Source organism: Streptomyces sp. NPDC002825, from assembly GCF_040295385.1.
Lineage (GTDB): Bacteria > Actinomycetota > Actinomycetes > Streptomycetales > Streptomycetaceae > Streptomyces.
In genome coordinates this window covers 22,782-38,573 of sequence record NZ_JBEOVH010000040.1, presented here as the reverse complement: position 1 = coordinate 38,573, position 15,792 = coordinate 22,782, and the positions used below count along the sequence as shown (strand labels likewise).

Below are 15,792 nucleotides of genomic sequence, written 5' to 3'. Positions count from 1 at the left end.
GTCCGCCCCGGACGTTCCGTCAGATCGGCACGATGTCCGGCGCCCCGAGCCGCGCCGCGTCCGCCGTCAGGTCGTCGGGCTGGCGCTGCGACTCGCGCTCGGCCTCCACCCGCTTCTCGTAGTGCTCGACCTCCTTCGCGATCTGGCTGTCGTCCCAGCCGAGGACCGGCGCCATCAGCTGGGCGCACTCGCGGGCGCTGAGCGTGCCCCGGTCGAAGGTCTCGATGGAGATCCTGGTCCGGCGGGTGAGGACGTCGTCGAGGTGGCGCGCGCCCTCGTGCGAGGCGGCGTAGACGATCTCGGCGCGCAGGTAGTCCTCGGCCGCGGCGAGCGGCTCGCCGAGGCTGGGGTCGGCCGCGACCAGGTCGAGGATCTCCTCCGTCAGGGAGCCGTAGCGGTTGAGGAGATGCTCGACCCTGACGACGTGCAGCCCGGTTCTCGCGGCGATCCTGGCCCGCGCGTTCCACAGGGCGCGATAGCCCTCGGCGCCGAGGAGCGGGGTGTCCTCGGTGACGCAGGGGGCGACACGCTGGTCCAGTCCGTGCACCGCCTCGTCGACGGCGTCCTTGGCCATCACGCGGTACGTCGTGTACTTGCCGCCGGCGACGACCACGAGGCCGGGGACCGGGTGGGCGACGGTGTGCTCGCGGGAGAGCTTGCTGGTGGCGTCCGACTCGCCGGCGAGGAGCGGGCGCAGGCCCGCGTAGACGCCCTGGACGTCGTCCCTGGTGAGCGGGGTGGCGAGGACGGTGTTCACGTGCTCCAGGAGGTAGTCGATGTCGGCGCTGGAGGCGGCGGGGTGGGCCTTGTCCAGGTCCCAGTCGGTGTCGGTGGTGCCGACGATCCAGTGGCGGCCCCAGGGGATGACGAACAGCACGGACTTCTCGGTGCGCAGGATCAGTCCGGTGGTCGAGTGGATGCGGTCCTTGGGGACGACGAGGTGGATGCCCTTGGAGGCGCGGACGTGGAACTGGCCGCGCTCCCCGATGAGGGCCTGGGTGTCGTCGGTCCACACGCCGGTGGCGTTGACGATCTGCTTCGCCCTGATCTCGTACGCGACGCCCGCCTCGACGTCCTGGACGCGTGCGCCGACGACCCGCTCGCCCTCGCGGAGGAAGCCGGTGACGCGGGCCCGGCTGGCGGCCCGGGCGCCGTAGGAGGCGGCGGTGCGCACGAGGGTGGTCACGAAGCGGGCGTCGTCCATCTGGGCGTCGTAGTACTGGAGGGCGCCGACGAGGGCGTCCTTCTTGAGGCAGGGGGCGACGCGCAGGGCGCCCTTGCGGGAGAGGTGGCGGTGGACGGGGAGGCCGCGGCCGTGGCCCGAGGAGAGCGACATCGCGTCGTACAGCGCGACGCCCGAGCCGGCGTAGAACCGCTCCCAGCCCTTGTGCTGGAGGGGGTAGAGGAAGGGGACGGGCTTCACCAGGTGGGGGGCGAGCCGCTCCAGGAGGAGACCGCGCTCCTTGAGCGCCTCCCGTACGAGGGCGAAGTCGAGCATCTCCAGATAGCGCAGGCCGCCGTGGACGAGCTTGCTGGACCTGCTGGAGGTGCCGGAGGCCCAGTCGCGCGCCTCGACGATGCCGGTGGAGAGCCCTCTCGTGACGGCGTCCAGGGCGGTCCCGGCGCCGACGACTCCGGCGCCGACGACCAGCACGTCCAGTTCTCGCTCGGCCATGGCCGCGAGCGCCTCGGCGCGCTCGGCGGGTCCCAGTGTCGCTGTCCTCACGCTGCTGCCTCCCGTCGTCCCCCGTCTGTCCCGCGCGCGTCGCACTCCCGCGCGCCGCAGGCCCGCGATCCGCACGGACGCGAACCGCACGTACACGAACCGCGAACCGGGCCCCGTGTGGTCCGGCTCACAGCTCGATTCTGGCCCGGTCCCGCGACTTCAGCCACCGTCTCGCCACGGACCTGTGGATAACACTCGGCGACCTTCGGCCCCACAATGCCGCATATCGGTCATATTTACGCCTAGTCTGACATTGCGCTCGACCCGTTCTGTCCACCGGGCTTGCGCCTCGCGTCCCCTCCGGCTACTGGGAAGGACGGCCCACACCCCCATGCCCGCTGATCTCGCCGTCATCGGCCTCGGCCACCACGGACTCCCCCTGGCCCAGGCCGCAACCGCCGCAGGCATCGACACCATCGGTTACGACACCGACCCCCGCCCCGTCGCCGAACTCGCCGCCGGCCGCTCCCCGGTCGACGGCTCGCTCACCGCCCCCGAGATCCGCCGGATGCTCTCAGGGAGCTTCCGGCCGACCACCAACCCCGCCGAACTCGGCCGGGTCCGCACCGCCGTCCTCTGCGCCCCGACCCACCCCGGCCCCGACGGCACCCTCGACCTCACCGCCGTCACCGAAGCCGCCCGCGCCCTCGCCGCCCGGCTGCGCCCCCACACCACCGTCCTCCTGGAGTCCCCGGTCCCGCCGGGCACCACCGAGGGCCTCCTCCGCGAAGTCCTGGAGACGGGCTCCGGCCTGCGCGCCGGCCGCGACTTCCACCTCGCCTACTCCCCCGGCCGCCTCGACCCCGGCAGCCGCACCCACGGCTACGCCGGCACCCCCAAGGTCATCGGCGGCCTCACCCCGGCCTGCACCGAGTCCGCGGCCGCCTTCTACGGGCGGCTCACCGACAAGGTGGTACGCGCGCGTGGCCCCCGCGAGGCGGAGACGGTCAAGCTCCTGGAGACCAACTTCCGCCACGTCAACATCGCCCTCGTCAACGAGATGGCCGTCCTCTGCCACGAACTCGGCGTCGACCTCTGGGACGTCATCCGCTGCGCCGAGACCAAGCCCTTCGGCTTCCAGGCCTTCCGCCCCGGACCGGGCGTCGGCGGCCACGGCGTCCCCGTCGACACCATCGGCGCCCACCGCCCGCTGCGCCTCGTCGAACTCGCGGGACAGGTCAACGAGCGCATGCCGCAGTACGTCGTCCAGCGCGCCGCCACCCTCCTCAACGAGCACGGCAAGTCGGCCCGCGGCGCCCGGATCCTGCTCCTCGGCATCACCTACAAGCCCGACCTCCCCGACCGGCAGGGCTCCCCCGCCGACGAGATCGCCCGCCGCCTCATGGACCTGGGCGCGGCCGTCAGCTACCACGACCCGCACGTCCCCGACTGGCGCGTCCGCGAACTCCCCGTCCCCCGCGCGGACTCCCTCTACGAGTCCGCCGCCCACGCCGACCTGACGATCCTGCTCCAGCAGCACCGCACGTACGACCTCCAGGGCCTCTCGGTGAAGGCCCAGCTCCTCCTCGACACCCGCGGCGCGACGCCCGCGGGGGCGGCCCACCGCCTGTGACACGCAGAGGGGCCCCGCACCACCCGGTGCGGGGCCCCTCTGCGTACGTACGGAAGATCAGCGCTTGTGCTGGGCGTCCGCGACCGTGACCTCGACGCGCTGGAACTCCTTGAGCTCGCTGTAGCCCGTGGTGGCCATCGCGCGGCGCAGGGCGCCGAAGAAGTTCATCGAGCCGTCCGGGGTGTGCGACGGGCCCGCGAGGATCTCCTCGGTGGTGCCGACGATGCCCAGGTCGACCAGCTTGCCGCGCGGCACGTCCTCGTGGACGGCCTCCATGCCCCAGTGGTGGCCCTTGCCGGGCGCGTCCGTGGCGCGGGCCAGCGGGGAGCCGATCATCACGGCGTCGGCGCCGCAGGCGATCGCCTTCGGCAGGTCGCCGGACCAGCCCACACCGCCGTCGGCGATGACGTGCACGTACCGGCCGCCGGACTCGTCCATGTAGTCGCGGCGGGCCGCGGCCACGTCGGCGACCGCGGTCGCCATCGGGACCTGGATGCCGAGGACGTTACGGGTGGTGTGCGCGGCGCCGCCGCCGAAGCCGACCAGGACACCCGCCGCGCCGGTGCGCATCAGGTGCAGGGCCGCGGTGTACGTGGCGCAGCCGCCGACGATGACCGGGACGTCCAGCTCGTAGATGAACTGCTTCAGGTTCAGCGGCTCGGCCGCGCCCGAGACGTGCTCGGCGGAGACCGTCGTGCCGCGGATCACGAAGATGTCCACGCCGGCGTCGACGACGGCCTTGGAGAACTGCGCGGTGCGCTGCGGGGAGAGCGCGGCGGCGGTGACGACACCGGAGTCGCGCACCTCCTTGATGCGCTGCCCGATCAGCTCCTCCTTGATGGGAGCGGCGTAGATCTCCTGCAGACGGCGGGTCGCGGTGGCCTCGTCCAGCTCGGCGATCTCGTCGAGAAGCGGCTGCGGGTCCTCGTACCGGGTCCAGAGACCCTCCAGGTTCAGGACGCCCAGGCCGCCCAGCTCGCCGATGCGGATGGCGGTCTGCGGCGAGACGACCGAGTCCATCGGGGCGGCCAGGAACGGCAGCTCGAAACGGTAGGCGTCGATCTGCCAGGCGATCGAGACCTCCTTCGGGTCCCGGGTGCGCCGGCTCGGCACGACGGCGATGTCGTCGAACGCGTACGCCCTGCGGCCGCGCTTGCCGCGCCCGATCTCGATCTCAGTCACGATGTGTGGCCTTTCCCTCTACGTCTGCGCCTACCAGTATCCCCGACACAAGCGTGAGGGGCGGCTCCGGCCACATGCCGGAACCGCCCCCACGCGTCGCGCTGTGTTACTTCCTGCTGTAGTTCGGCGCCTCGACCGTCATCTGGATGTCGTGCGGGTGGCTCTCCTTGAGGCCCGCCGAGGTGATCCGGACGAAGCGGCCGTTCGCCTGGAGCTCCGGCACCGTGCGCCCGCCGACGTAGAACATCGACTGGCGCAGACCGCCCACCAGCTGGTGGACGACGGCCGAGAGCGGGCCGCGGTAGGGCACCTGGCCCTCGATGCCCTCGGGGACGAGCTTCTCGTCGGAGGCGACGCCCTCCTGGAAGTAGCGGTCCTTGGAGAAGGAGCGCTGCTCGCCGCGGGACTGCATGGCGCCCAGCGAGCCCATGCCGCGGTACGACTTGAACTGCTTGCCGTTGATGAAGAGCAGCTCGCCCGGCGACTCCTCGCAGCCCGCGAGCAGCGAGCCGAGCATCACCGTGTCGGCACCGGCGACGAGGGCCTTCGCGATGTCGCCGGAGTACTGCAGACCGCCGTCGCCGATGACCGGGACGCCGGCCGCCTTGGCGGCGAGGGAGGCCTCGTAGATCGCGGTGACCTGCGGGACGCCGATGCCGGCGACCACGCGGGTGGTGCAGATGGAGCCGGGGCCGACACCGACCTTGATGCCGTCGACACCCGAGTCGATGAGCGCCTGGGCGCCGTCGCGGGTGGCGACGTTTCCGCCGATGACGTCGACGGAGGAGTTCGACTTGATCTTGGCGACCATGTCGCCGACCAGGCGGGAGTGGCCGTGCGCGGTGTCGACGACGATGAAGTCGACTCCGGCCTCGATCAGGGCCTGGGCGCGCTCGTACGCGTCGCCGGCGACACCGACGGCGGCGCCGACGAGGAGGCGGCCCTCCTTGTCCTTGGCGGCGTTCGGGTACTTCTCGGCCTTGACGAAGTCCTTGACCGTGATGAGGCCCTTGAGGACGCCCGAGTCGTCGACCAGCGGCAGCTTCTCGATCTTGTGGCGGCGCAGCAGCTCCATGGCGTCCACGCCGGAGATGCCGACCTTGCCGGTGACCAGCGGCATCGGGGTCATGACCTCGCGCACCTGGCGGCTGCGGTCCGACTCGAAGGCCATGTCGCGGTTGGTGACGATGCCGAGCAGCTTGCCGGCCGGGTCGGTCACCGGGACGCCGCTGATGCGGAACTTGGCGCAGATCGCGTCGGCCTCGCCGAGCGTCGCGTCGGGGTGGACCGTGATCGGGTCCGAGACCATGCCGGACTCGGAGCGCTTCACGAGGTCGACCTGGTTCGCCTGGTCGGCGATGGAGAGGTTGCGGTGCAGCACACCGACACCACCCTGTCGCGCCATGGCGATCGCCATGCGGGACTCGGTGACCTTGTCCATCGCGGCGGAGAGCAGCGGGATGTTCACCCGCACGTTCTTCGAGATGTACGAGGCGGTGTCGATCTGGTCGGGCGCCATGTCGGACGCGCCCGGCAGCAGCAGCACGTCGTCGTAGGTCAGCCCGAGTGTCGCGAATTTCTCGGGCACTCCGTCGACGTTGGCAGTCATGACACCTTCCCAAATGGCCTTGATCGGTGCGGGATGTCCATGCTAACGGGCCTGAGCGGTGTCTCATTCCACGATCAAGATCACCGGGAAGCTTTGGACGTTCGCACGTGTACGAAAGGGATGACGGCGCCCGGCAAGGCTTACTGCTCGGCGAGTGCGCGGAGCCGGCTGAGGGCCCGGTGCTGGGCGACCCGGACGGCGCCCGGGGACATGCCGAGCATCTGGCCGGTCTCCTCGGCGGTCAGTCCGACCGCGACCCGCAGCACGAGGAGTTCGCGCTGGTTCTCCGGGAGGTTGGCGAGCAGCTTCTTGGCCCACTCGGCGTCGTCGCTGAGCAGGGCGCGCTCCTCGGGACCGAGGGAGTCGTCGGGCCGCTCGGGCATCTCGTCGGAGGGGACCGCCGTGGACCCGGGGTGCCGCATGGCGGCCCGCTGGAGGTCGGCGACCTTGTGCCCGGCGATGGCGAAGACGAAGGCCTCGAAGGGCCGGCCCGTGTCCTTGTAGCGCGGCAGTGCCATCAGGACGGCGACGCAGACCTCTTGGGCCAGGTCCTCGACGAAGTGCCGGGCGTCGCCCGGCAGCCGGTTGAGGCGGGTGCGGCAGTACCGCAGGGCGAGCGGGTGGACACGCGCGAGCAGGTCGTGCGTGGCCTGCGCGTCGCCGTCGACCGCGCGGTGCACGAGCGCACCGATCTCCCCCTGCCCGGCAGGCATGGGGGTACCCACGGTCTCGTCGTCGCGCATCGCTCCATGGTGCCCCGACGCCTCCGCGTTCGTGGCACCGCGTCCGTAGTTGTGCACCGAAGCGTTATGAGCAGGTGCGCCGGCACTCATCTCCCGCGCCCTCCCGTCCCGCTCGATCGACTCGTCCCCGAGGAACTCCACATCTCAAGGATGCGGCATTCCGCGGGGAAGTGACACAAGCCCGCCCCGTCCACCCCACGTCGGACGCGGGCGAGGACGGGGAGAGGGCAGGTGACCTGCGATTCAGCGGACCAGGCCCCAGCGGAATCCGAGCGCCACGGCGTGCGCCCGGTCGGACGCGCCCAGCTTCTTGAAGAGCCGTCGTGCGTGCGTCTTGACCGTGTCCTCGGAGAGGAAGAGCTCGCGCCCGATCTCCGCGTTGGACCGGCCGTGGCTCATGCCTTCGAGGACCTGGATCTCGCGCGCGGTGAGGGTGGGCGCGGCGCCCATCTCGGCCGAACGGAGGCGGCGCGGGGCGAGCCGCCAGGTCGGGTCGGCGAGCGCCTGGGTGACCGTGGCCCGCAGCTCGGCGCGCGAGGCGTCCTTGTGCAGGTAGCCACGGGCGCCCGCGGCGACCGCGAGGGCGACGCCGTCGAGGTCCTCGGCGACCGTGAGCATGATGATGCGGGCGCCGGGGTCCGCGGAGAGCAGCCGGCGGACGGTCTCCACGCCGCCCAGACCGGGCATGCGTACGTCCATCAGAATCAGGTCCGAGCGATCCGCGCCCCAGCGGCGGAGGACTTCCTCGCCGTTGGCCGCGGTGGTCACGCGCTCGACGCCGGGCACGGTCGCGACCGCGCGGCGGAGCGCCTCTCGGGCAAGCGGGGAGTCGTCGCAGACGAGGACGGATGTCATGCGTGACCTCCGCGGCTCTCGCAGCTGTTGCGCGTCACCTTGAGCCTCCAGGGCTGTACGTATCGTCACCTGTGCGGTTGACGCTCTCGGACGTTTGCCCGATCGCCTGTTCCTTCAACCGCCTCCGCACTCTCAACGACGGTCACTCGAAAGAGTTACGGGTCGGACGGCGTCTTCGGCACTCTACGTGAGGGGTCGTGCGCGGAGGAGAGTGTCGCAGGTCGTTCGTCCCAACATCAAAAGCTATGCCCCATTTAGCGGGTTTTCTTCCCTTTTCGCAGTGTCTGTGGCTAGATTCGCAATGAGTCATATTTACATCTACTTCGACAGTAGGTGTACGTACCGGACCTGTCGGGACCCGAGGAGCCCCGGCCATCAGCCATCCACCCGCCCACCTATCCGTTCGACACGGTTTCAAGGGGACAAGCGCAATGGCAGATTTCTCCCGCCTTCCCGGACCCAACGCCGATCTGTGGGACTGGCAACTCCTCGCGGCCTGCCGCGGGGTCGACAGCTCCCTGTTCTTCCACCCCGAGGGAGAGCGCGGCGCGGCACGGAGTGCGCGTGAGAACTCGGCGAAAGAGGTCTGCATGCGGTGCCCGGTGCGCGCGGAGTGCGCGGCACACGCACTCGCCGTGCGGGAGCCCTACGGCGTATGGGGCGGCCTCACCGAGGACGAACGCGAAGAACTCATGGGACGCGCGCGCAATCGCCTGATCACGACGGCACCGGCATCGCCGCCGGCCACGTCCGCCACGTCCGTGACACCCATGACGTCCATGACATCCATCGGGGAACGTATGTGAAGGAACGTTTCTTCAAGAGCTTGAGCAGGAGCTGAAACGTCCCGCGCGCCCGCGCGCGTCGCTGATGCGCGCGCGTGGCGGCGCGGGGAGCCCCTGCGACTGGTTCGCGCGCGTGGCGGCGTGCGTCGGCACGACGCACGCACGGCGGCGTGCGTCGGTACTACGCGCGCGCGGCGGCGCGGCTTACGCGCGGTCGGTACTAACACGTGTGGTGGCGCGGATCGCCCCTACGCGCGCGCGTGGCGCCGGAGATCGCCCCTCCGCGCGCGTGGCGGCGCGGATCGCCCTTACGCGCGCGTGGTGGCGCGGATCGCCCTTACGCGCGCGTGGCGGCCCGGATCAGTTCGTCGAGCGTCGCGGCGACGGCAGGGACCTGCGCGAGGTCCGGCAGCGTCAGGGCCACGATCTCCCGCTCCACGGCCGGCTCCACGGCCACGGTCCGCGCCCCCTTGGGCCGTACGGACTCGATGGCCAGCTCCGGCAGGACGGCGACGCCCAGACCGGCGCCGACCAGGCCCACCACGGCCGGGTAGTCGTCGGTGGCGAAGTCGATGCGGGGGGTGAAGCCCGCGTCCTCGCAGACGTCCACGAGCTGGCGCCGGCAGCGCGGGCAGCCCGCGATCCAGGACTCGTCGGCGAGTTCCGCGATGCCGACCGAGTCCGCTCCGGCGAGCCGGTGGCCCTCCGGCACGAGGCCGACGAGGCGGTCGGCGAGGAGCGGGCGGACCACCAGGTCGTCCCACTCGGCCTGCCCCGCGCCGTACCGGAACGCGAGCGCGATGTCGCAGTCGCCCTCGCGGAGCATCTCGATCGAGCGCGGCGGTTCGGCCTCGACGAGGGAGACCCGGGTGCCGGGGTGCGCGGCCCGCAGCGCGGCGAGCGCGGTCGGCACGAGGGTCGAGCTGCCGCTCGGGAAGGAGACGAGCCGTACGCGGCCCGCCCGGAGCCCGGCGATGGCGGCGACCTCCTCCTCGGCGGCGGTCAGCCCGGCGAGGATGCCGGAGGCGTGGCGCACCAGGACCTCACCGGCCTGGGTGAGGCGCATCTCGCGTCCCGTACGGATCAGCAGCGGCGTGCCGGCGGAGGCTTCGAGGGCCTTCATCTGCTGGCTGACGGCGGGCTGGGTGCAGCCGAGTTCGCGCGCGGCGGCCGAGAAGGAGCCGGTGGCGGCGACGGCGCGCAGGACGCGGAGGTGGCGTGCCTCGATCATGCGTCCAGCATAAGCGACTCTTGGGTGAAGCTGCCCATTCTGGCGAGCGGCTTTGAGATGGCCGCGCCTACAGTGCTGGCATGACCTTGCTGAGTGTGAATGTGGGCCGCGCCAGGGCCGTGGAGTACACGGACGCGGCCTCGGGGATGACGGGCATCGACAAGCGGCCCGTCGAGGGGCCCGTGCGGATCGAGGCGCCGGGCGCGCCCGGTGTCGGGGGGAGCGGGGTCGCCGGCGACGCGGTCTGCGACCTGCGCTTCCACGGGGGCGACGACCGGGCGGCGTACGCCTTCGCCCGGGAGGACATGGACCTGTGGGAGCGGGAGCTCGGGCGCGAGCTGGCCAACGGCTCCTTCGGCGAGAACCTCACCACCCGGGGCCTCGACGTGAACGGTGCCCTGATCGGCGAGCGGTGGCGGATCGGCGAGGAGGTGGTCCTGGAGGTGACCGGCGGCCGCATCCCGTGCCGTACCTTCGCGGGCTTCGTCGAGGAGAAGGGCTGGGTGAAGCGGTTCACGCAGTCCGAGGCCGGTCCCGGCGCGCTGCTGCGGGTGGTCGTGCCGGGCGAGGTGCGGGCCGGCGATCCGATCACGGTGGTGCACCGGCCGGACCACGACGTCACCGTGGCGGTGCTGCACCGCGCCGCGACCACCGAACGCGCCCTGCTGCCCTCCACGTTGGCCGCCGCCGAGTGGATGGAGTCCGGACTCCTGGCGCTGGCCCGCCAGTACACGGAGAAGTACGCCAAGTCGTAGCGCGGGGACGGGGCACTAGGTTGCCCCTATGACGACTGCACTGATTACGGGCGCCACCGCGGGCATCGGGGCCGCCTTCGCACGGAGACTGGCGGCGGACGGCCACGATGTCGTGCTCGTGGCCAGGGACATGAAGCGGCTCCGGGAGCAGGCGACCGAGCTGCACGACCGGCACGGCGTCGAGGCCGAGGTGCTCGCGGCGGACCTCTCCGAGGAGGACGGCATCGCCGCCGTCGAGGCCCGGCTCTCGGACCCGAAGCAGCCGGTGGACATGCTGGTGAACAACGCCGGCTTCGGCAACAAGGGCCGTTTCCTCGAGGTCTCGATGGCCGACGAGCTGAAGATGCTCACGGTGCACTGCGAGGCGGTGCTGCGGCTGACCTCGGCGGCCACCGCCGCCATGAAGGGCCGCCACCGGGGCGCCGTGGTGAACGTGGCGTCGGTGGCGGCCTTCGTGCCCCGCGGCACCTACGGCGCCTCGAAGGCGTGGGTCGTGCAGTTCACCCAGGGCGCGGCGCGGGACCTCGCGGGCAGCGGGGTGCGTCTGATGGCGCTCTGCCCCGGCTTCGTACGGACCGAGTTCCACGAGCGGGCCGGGATGGGCACGGACAACATCCCGGGCTGGATGTGGCTCGACGCGGACAAGCTGGTGACGGCGGCGCTCCACGACCTGGAGCGGGGGAAGACCCTGTCGATCCCGGACCCCCGCTACAAGGCCCTCATGGGTGTGGTGAAGCTGGCTCCGCGCGGTCTGCTCGGCGGGGTGTCGTCGAAGGCGGGCCGCAAGTACGGGCCGGAGTAGGGATCTGCCGCAGCCCCGGTCTCCCGTTCAGAGGTCCTTCGAGTCCAGGGCTTCGAGCGCTGCGAGGTCGAGCTGTGCGGTGGTGCCGTTCTGCCAGGTCACGGTCAGCAGGTGGCCGTCGGCCCGGACGCGTGCGAGGTCCGACACGGGGGCGGGGTCGGGCTCGGCGGTGAGGGAGGCGAGGGCCGCGAAGAGGGTGGCGGGGCCCCGGGTCGTGCCGTGCAGGGCGAGGGTGCGGCTGCCAGGGCCCTGGAGGGTTTCTCCGGTGGGGAGTTCCGCGATCTCGGGGCCGTAGCCGTGGACCGGGTGGAGCTGGGCGTGCGGGCCGTCCGGGGTGACGGCCCAGCCGGTCTGCCGTACGGGTGTCCCCTCCGGGGCGCCGAGGACCAGGTGGGCGCGGAGTTCGGCGCGGCCGTGGACGAGGGTCGCGGAGAGGACCCGGACGCCGGGCAGCGGCTGGTGGCGGGAGGCGGCCCGGTCGGGGCCGGTGGTGAGGGGGGTGGCGGGGCCGCGGGTGGTGGCCCGTCCGTCGACGAGCAGGGTGAAGTGGTTGTCGGCCGTTCCGGTACCGGGTCCCGTACGGGTGGAGTAGGCGTGGCGGGCGTAGCCGGGGTCGTCCTCCTCGCCGGGCGCGCTGTGGACGTGGTTGCTGCCGTGGTTGTGGAGGCGTACGAGCCCGTCGGCGGCGGTGGTCTGGACGAGCAGCCCGGCGGGGGCGACGGGCAGGACGGTGTCGGCGCGTTCGGCGGGCAGGGGTTCCTCGGGGTCGGTCCAGGCGGGGTGGCCGGCGGGGAGGAGGAGGCCGAGGAAGCCCTTGGACGCCCAGTAGGGGGAGCCGGGGCCGGAGTATTCCTGGACGAGCGGCGGGTACGGGCCGTGCCAGCCGAGGGTGAGGAGGCCGCGCTCGTCGGTCGCGCCGTGCTCGTGGAAGTACCGCAGGGTGCCGGAGGCGAGGCGGCGGGTGGCGCCGGGGCTGAGCGGGGTGTGGCCGGTGAGGGTGCCGAGCCAGGGCGCGGCGGCCGCGGCGAAGCGGTAGATCAGGGAGCGCCCGTACGGGACGGGGGCTCCGTTCGCGTCGAAGAGGTGGACGTACGTGTCGAGGTGGGCGCGCAGCCGGGGGCCGTACCGGTCGAGGAGCTCCTTGTCGCCGGCGAGGTGGGCGTGCAGGACGGGGTAGAAGTGCAGGGCCCAGGCGTTGTAGTGGTCGAAGGCGCGGTTGTCGCCGTCGCTGTACCAGCCGTCGCCGAGGTACCAGTCCTCGATCCGGGCGAGGGAGCGGTCGATCGTGTCGGCGGCGCGGTCGGTCTCGATGCCGGCGTCCTGGAGGAAGCCGGCGACGGTGAGGCCGAAGAGCCACCAGTTGTTGTCGACGGGTGAGGGTCCGAGGGCGGGGCGGAGCCAGTCGGCGACGCGCCGTCGGGTGCGGTCGTCGAGGCGGTCCCACAGCCAGGGGCGGGTGAGGCGGAGGCCGAGGGCGATCGAGGCGGATTCGACGATCGCCTGGCGGGTGCCGGCCATCGGGGGCCAGGAGTCCTCGTCCTCCCGTCCCGGCCGCTCCGTGCCGGCGGCGAGGCCTTCGGCGTAGCGGTCGAGGTGGCCGTGCGGGTCCTCGCCGTGGGCGCCGGCGACGCGGAGGGCGGCGAGGAGGAAGGTGCGGGCCCAGCCCTCCAGACCGTCGGAGCGGGGTCCCGACCAGCTGGGGCGGGGGCCGGGGAGGTCGATGAGGCCGCCGCGGGGCGAGGCGAAGGGGCGTACGTCCAGGAGGAGCCGGTCGGCCGCGGCCTCCCAGTGGGCACGGGTCCAGCCGGTGTACGGGCTGAGCTCACGGTTCTCGGGCGGCGTGGGCATGATGCTCCCTGGGGCTCCCTGGGACGTCTGCGTCGCCCGGAATCCTGAACAGACTCCGATCGAACGTCAAGAGATCCGGATCGAATGATCGAAACTTCTGTCGTTCGATCATTTCTGGGGCTAGGCTCGACGGACCACCACCACCGCGAGGGGGAACTGCGCCGTGCGCGAGAGTGCTGCCGAACGACACGACCGACTGCTGGCCCTGGTGCGCGAGCGCGGCACCGCCCGCGTCTCCGAGCTGGCCGAACGCCTCGGGGTCTCCCCCGTCACCGCCCGCCGGGACGTCGAGGTCCTGGCCGGCCGGGGCCTGCTCGACCGGGTGCACGGCCAGGTCTCCTGGCCGCAGCGGGGAGCCGCCGGCGGCGGACGCTCCGGCGAGGGCCTGGTCCTCGGCCTGCTCGTGCCCTCCGCCACGTACTACTTCGCCGAGGTCATCCGGGGGGCGCACGAGGCGGCGGCCCGCGCCGGGGCGCGGCTCGTGCTGCGGATCTCCGACTACCGGCCGGAGGAGGACCGCGCCCGCACCGAGGGCCTCCTCGCGGCGGGCGCCGAGGGCGTCCTCGTCGCGCCGGGCTGGCGCGGACTGCCCGAGGACCGGCTCGCGTACGGGGACTGGCTGGCCGAGCTGCCCGTGCCGGCCGTGCTCCTGGAGCGCCGCGCCGAGCCCGGCAGCCCGCTCGACGGCCTGGACCGGGTCGCCTCGGACCACGCCCACGGCGTGCTGCTGGCCCTGCGCCATCTGCTCTCGCTCGGCCACGCGACGCCGCTGCTCGTGGCCCGCCGCGACTCCCCGACCGCGTTCGCGGTGCGCGCGGGCTACGCCGAGGCGCTGGGCACGCTGGGCCTGAAGGAGCCGCGCCCGGTCATCGCCTCCGTACCGGCCGAGGCGGACCCGGAGGGCTTCGAGCAGGCGGTGCGGGCGCTGCACGAGGCCGTCGAATCGGGCCTCGCGAGCGCGGCCCTGGTCCACAACGACGTGGACGCGATCGAGATCGTGCAGCGCCTGGCCGAGCTGGGCGTGCGGGTGCCGGAGGACCTGGCCGTGATCGCGTACGACGACGAGGTCGCCGCGCTCGCCGACACCCCGCTGACCGCGGTCGCCCCGCCGAAGCGGCAGGTGGGGCGGCACGCCACGGAACTGCTGGTGGAGCGGCTCACGGAGGCGCCCGACGAGGAGGCGGCGCGGCGCCATCTGAGCCTGCTGCCGTGGCTGCGGGTACGGGCCTCGTGCGGAGCGAGCACGACACCCTCGGTTTGATCTTTTTTCGATCAATCAATCTTTCGCTCTTGACTTCGGTCATGAACGGTCACAGGATCACGGCCACAACCACCCAGCCGCCCCGCCCTCAGGAGCCGTGCCGTGACCCGTACCTGGAGCAGAACGTCCCGCGTCATAGCCGGCACCGCCACCGCCCTGGCCGTCCTCACGGCCTGCGGCGGCGGCGGTGACGACACCGCAAGCAAGTCGAACGGCCCCGTGACCATCACCTTCTGGGGCTGGGCCAAGGGCTCCAAGGACGTCGTGGACGCCTTCAACGCCTCCCACACCGACATCCAGGTGAAGTTCGAGGAGATCCCCTCCGGCAACGCCGGCGGCTACGCCAAGATCTCGAACGCCGTGAAGGCGGGCAACGCCCCCGACCTGGTCTCCATCGAGTACGCCGCCCTCCCCGAGTTCGTGAGCTCCGGCGCCCTGCAGGAGATCGGCGACGAGTTCACCGAGGCCGACCGCGCCAAGCTCCTCCCGCAGTCCGTCGAACTCACCACCCTCGGCGGGAAGTCCTGGGCCGTCCCCTTCGACGCCGGCCCGCAGGCCTTCTTCTACCGCAAGGACCTCTTCGCGAAGTACCAGGTGAAGGTCCCCACCACCTGGGACGAGTTCAGGAAGGCCGCCGAGCAGGTCAAGAAGGCCGACGCCAAGGCCCGTATCGCCACCTTCTTCCCCGACGACCCGGCCACCTTCGAGGCCCAGGTCTGGCAGGCCGGCGGCCAGTGGTTCAAGGCCGAGAACGACACCTGGAAGGTGAACACCACCGACCCGGCCACCACCAAGGTCACCGCCTACTGGCAGGGCCTCCTCGACGCCGACCTCGTCCACAAGGACGCCTCCTTCAGCCCCGAGTGGGTCGGCTCCCTCAAGAACGGCACCACCATCGGCTACCTCGGCGCCTCCTGGGGCGCCGGCGTCCTCAAGGGCAACGTGCCCGAGATGAGCGGCAAGTGGGCCGTCGCCCCCATCCCCACCTGGGACGGCAAGCCCGCCAGCGGCATGCTCGGCGGCACCTCCTTCGCCGTCAGCAAGGACAGCAAGCAGAAGGCCGCCGCCGTCGCCTTCGCCGAGTGGATGTCCACCACCGAGGCGGGCGTGAAGGCCCGGATCGCCTCCGGCACCTCCTCCGCCTTCCCGGCCGCCGCGTCCCTGCGCCCGGTCGCCAAGAAGGCCTTCGACGCGAGCTTCTACGGCGGCCAGGACATCTACGCCCTCTTCGAGGCCGCCGGCGCCTCCATCAACCCGAACTGGTCCTGGGGCCCGACCTCCGGCACCACCAACACCGCGATCAAGGACGCGTTCGGCAAGCTCGCCCCGGGCGGCCCCGGCATCGCCGACGCCGTCAAGGCCGGCCACGACGCCACCGTCGCCGAACTCACCAAGCGCGGCCTGAAGGTCGAGGGCTGACCC

13 protein-coding genes are annotated in these 15,792 nt (G+C 72.2%); 6 read left to right on the top strand and 7 right to left on the bottom strand.

All coding sequences use genetic code 11. From position 1 onward, the window contains the following. Window positions 1-19 precede the first annotated feature (19 nt). Window positions 20-1,726, bottom strand: coding sequence for a glycerol-3-phosphate dehydrogenase/oxidase (locus ABT041_RS34825; RefSeq protein WP_351192125.1), 1,707 nt, complete (start codon window positions 1,724-1,726; stop codon window positions 20-22). Window positions 1,727-2,057: 331 nt separating this feature from the next. Here ABT041_RS34825 and ABT041_RS34820 point away from each other — a divergent pair, with 331 nt between their 5' ends. Further along, window positions 2,058-3,299 carry a nucleotide sugar dehydrogenase gene (locus tag ABT041_RS34820; protein ID WP_351192123.1) on the top strand — a complete coding sequence of 414 codons (1,242 nt, stop codon included), beginning with the start codon at window positions 2,058-2,060 and terminating at the stop codon, window positions 3,297-3,299. Window positions 3,300-3,356: 57 nt separating this feature from the next. Here ABT041_RS34820 and ABT041_RS34815 read toward each other — a convergent pair whose 3' ends face one another. The 4 genes from ABT041_RS34815 to ABT041_RS34800 form a co-directional block, all read right to left on the bottom strand. After that, window positions 3,357-4,481 carry a GuaB3 family IMP dehydrogenase-related protein gene (locus ABT041_RS34815; RefSeq protein ID WP_309054002.1) on the bottom strand — a complete coding sequence of 375 codons (1,125 nt, stop codon included), beginning with the start codon at window positions 4,479-4,481 and terminating at the stop codon, window positions 3,357-3,359. 106 nt (window positions 4,482-4,587) lie between these two features. Beyond that, window positions 4,588-6,090: an IMP dehydrogenase gene (gene guaB, locus ABT041_RS34810; RefSeq protein ID WP_351192120.1), complete on the bottom strand. Its 1,503-nt coding sequence runs from the start codon at window positions 6,088-6,090 to the stop codon at window positions 4,588-4,590. Between the two features lie 140 nt (window positions 6,091-6,230). Next, a complete protein-coding gene (locus tag ABT041_RS34805; protein WP_308433031.1) occupies window positions 6,231-6,833 on the bottom strand; it encodes a sigma-70 family RNA polymerase sigma factor in 603 nt (200 codons plus the stop codon). A 243-nt stretch (window positions 6,834-7,076) separates the two neighbouring features. Next, window positions 7,077-7,688 (bottom strand): response regulator transcription factor, encoded by a 612-nt coding sequence (locus ABT041_RS34800; RefSeq protein WP_003948568.1) that lies wholly within the window; start codon window positions 7,686-7,688, stop codon window positions 7,077-7,079. Window positions 7,689-8,119: 431 nt separating this feature from the next. Here ABT041_RS34800 and ABT041_RS34795 point away from each other — a divergent pair, with 431 nt between their 5' ends. Then, window positions 8,120-8,494: a WhiB family transcriptional regulator gene (locus ABT041_RS34795; protein WP_351192117.1), complete on the top strand. Its 375-nt coding sequence runs from the start codon at window positions 8,120-8,122 to the stop codon at window positions 8,492-8,494. 316 nt (window positions 8,495-8,810) lie between these two features. Here the strand turns inward: ABT041_RS34795 and ABT041_RS34790 are convergent, their stop codons facing one another. After that, on the bottom strand, window positions 8,811-9,704 hold the full coding sequence (locus ABT041_RS34790; protein WP_351192115.1) for a LysR family transcriptional regulator: 894 nt from the start codon (window positions 9,702-9,704) through the stop codon (window positions 8,811-8,813). Between the two features lie 80 nt (window positions 9,705-9,784). On the opposite strand from ABT041_RS34790, the gene ABT041_RS34785 reads away from it, so the two are divergent. Both ABT041_RS34785 and ABT041_RS34780 read left to right on the top strand, forming a co-directional pair. Then, window positions 9,785-10,459, top strand: coding sequence for an MOSC domain-containing protein (locus ABT041_RS34785; RefSeq protein ID WP_351192113.1), 675 nt, complete (start codon window positions 9,785-9,787; stop codon window positions 10,457-10,459). 28 nt (window positions 10,460-10,487) lie between these two features. Beyond that, window positions 10,488-11,261 carry an SDR family NAD(P)-dependent oxidoreductase gene (locus ABT041_RS34780; RefSeq protein ID WP_351192111.1) on the top strand — a complete coding sequence of 258 codons (774 nt, stop codon included), beginning with the start codon at window positions 10,488-10,490 and terminating at the stop codon, window positions 11,259-11,261. 27 nt (window positions 11,262-11,288) lie between these two features. On the opposite strand, the gene ABT041_RS34775 is transcribed toward ABT041_RS34780, so the two are convergent. Beyond that, on the bottom strand, window positions 11,289-13,109 hold the full coding sequence (locus tag ABT041_RS34775; RefSeq protein ID WP_351192109.1) for a DUF2264 domain-containing protein: 1,821 nt from the start codon (window positions 13,107-13,109) through the stop codon (window positions 11,289-11,291). Window positions 13,110-13,272: 163 nt separating this feature from the next. Between ABT041_RS34775 and ABT041_RS34770 the strand changes: the two genes are divergently transcribed. Then, on the top strand, window positions 13,273-14,370 hold the full coding sequence (locus ABT041_RS34770) for a substrate-binding domain-containing protein (RefSeq protein ID WP_351192107.1): 1,098 nt from the start codon (window positions 13,273-13,275) through the stop codon (window positions 14,368-14,370). 102 nt (window positions 14,371-14,472) lie between these two features. Beyond that, entirely contained in the window at window positions 14,473-15,789 is a 1,317-nt protein-coding gene (locus tag ABT041_RS34765) for an ABC transporter substrate-binding protein (protein ID WP_351192105.1), read from the top strand. The last annotated feature ends 3 nt before the right edge of the window (window positions 15,790-15,792 follow it).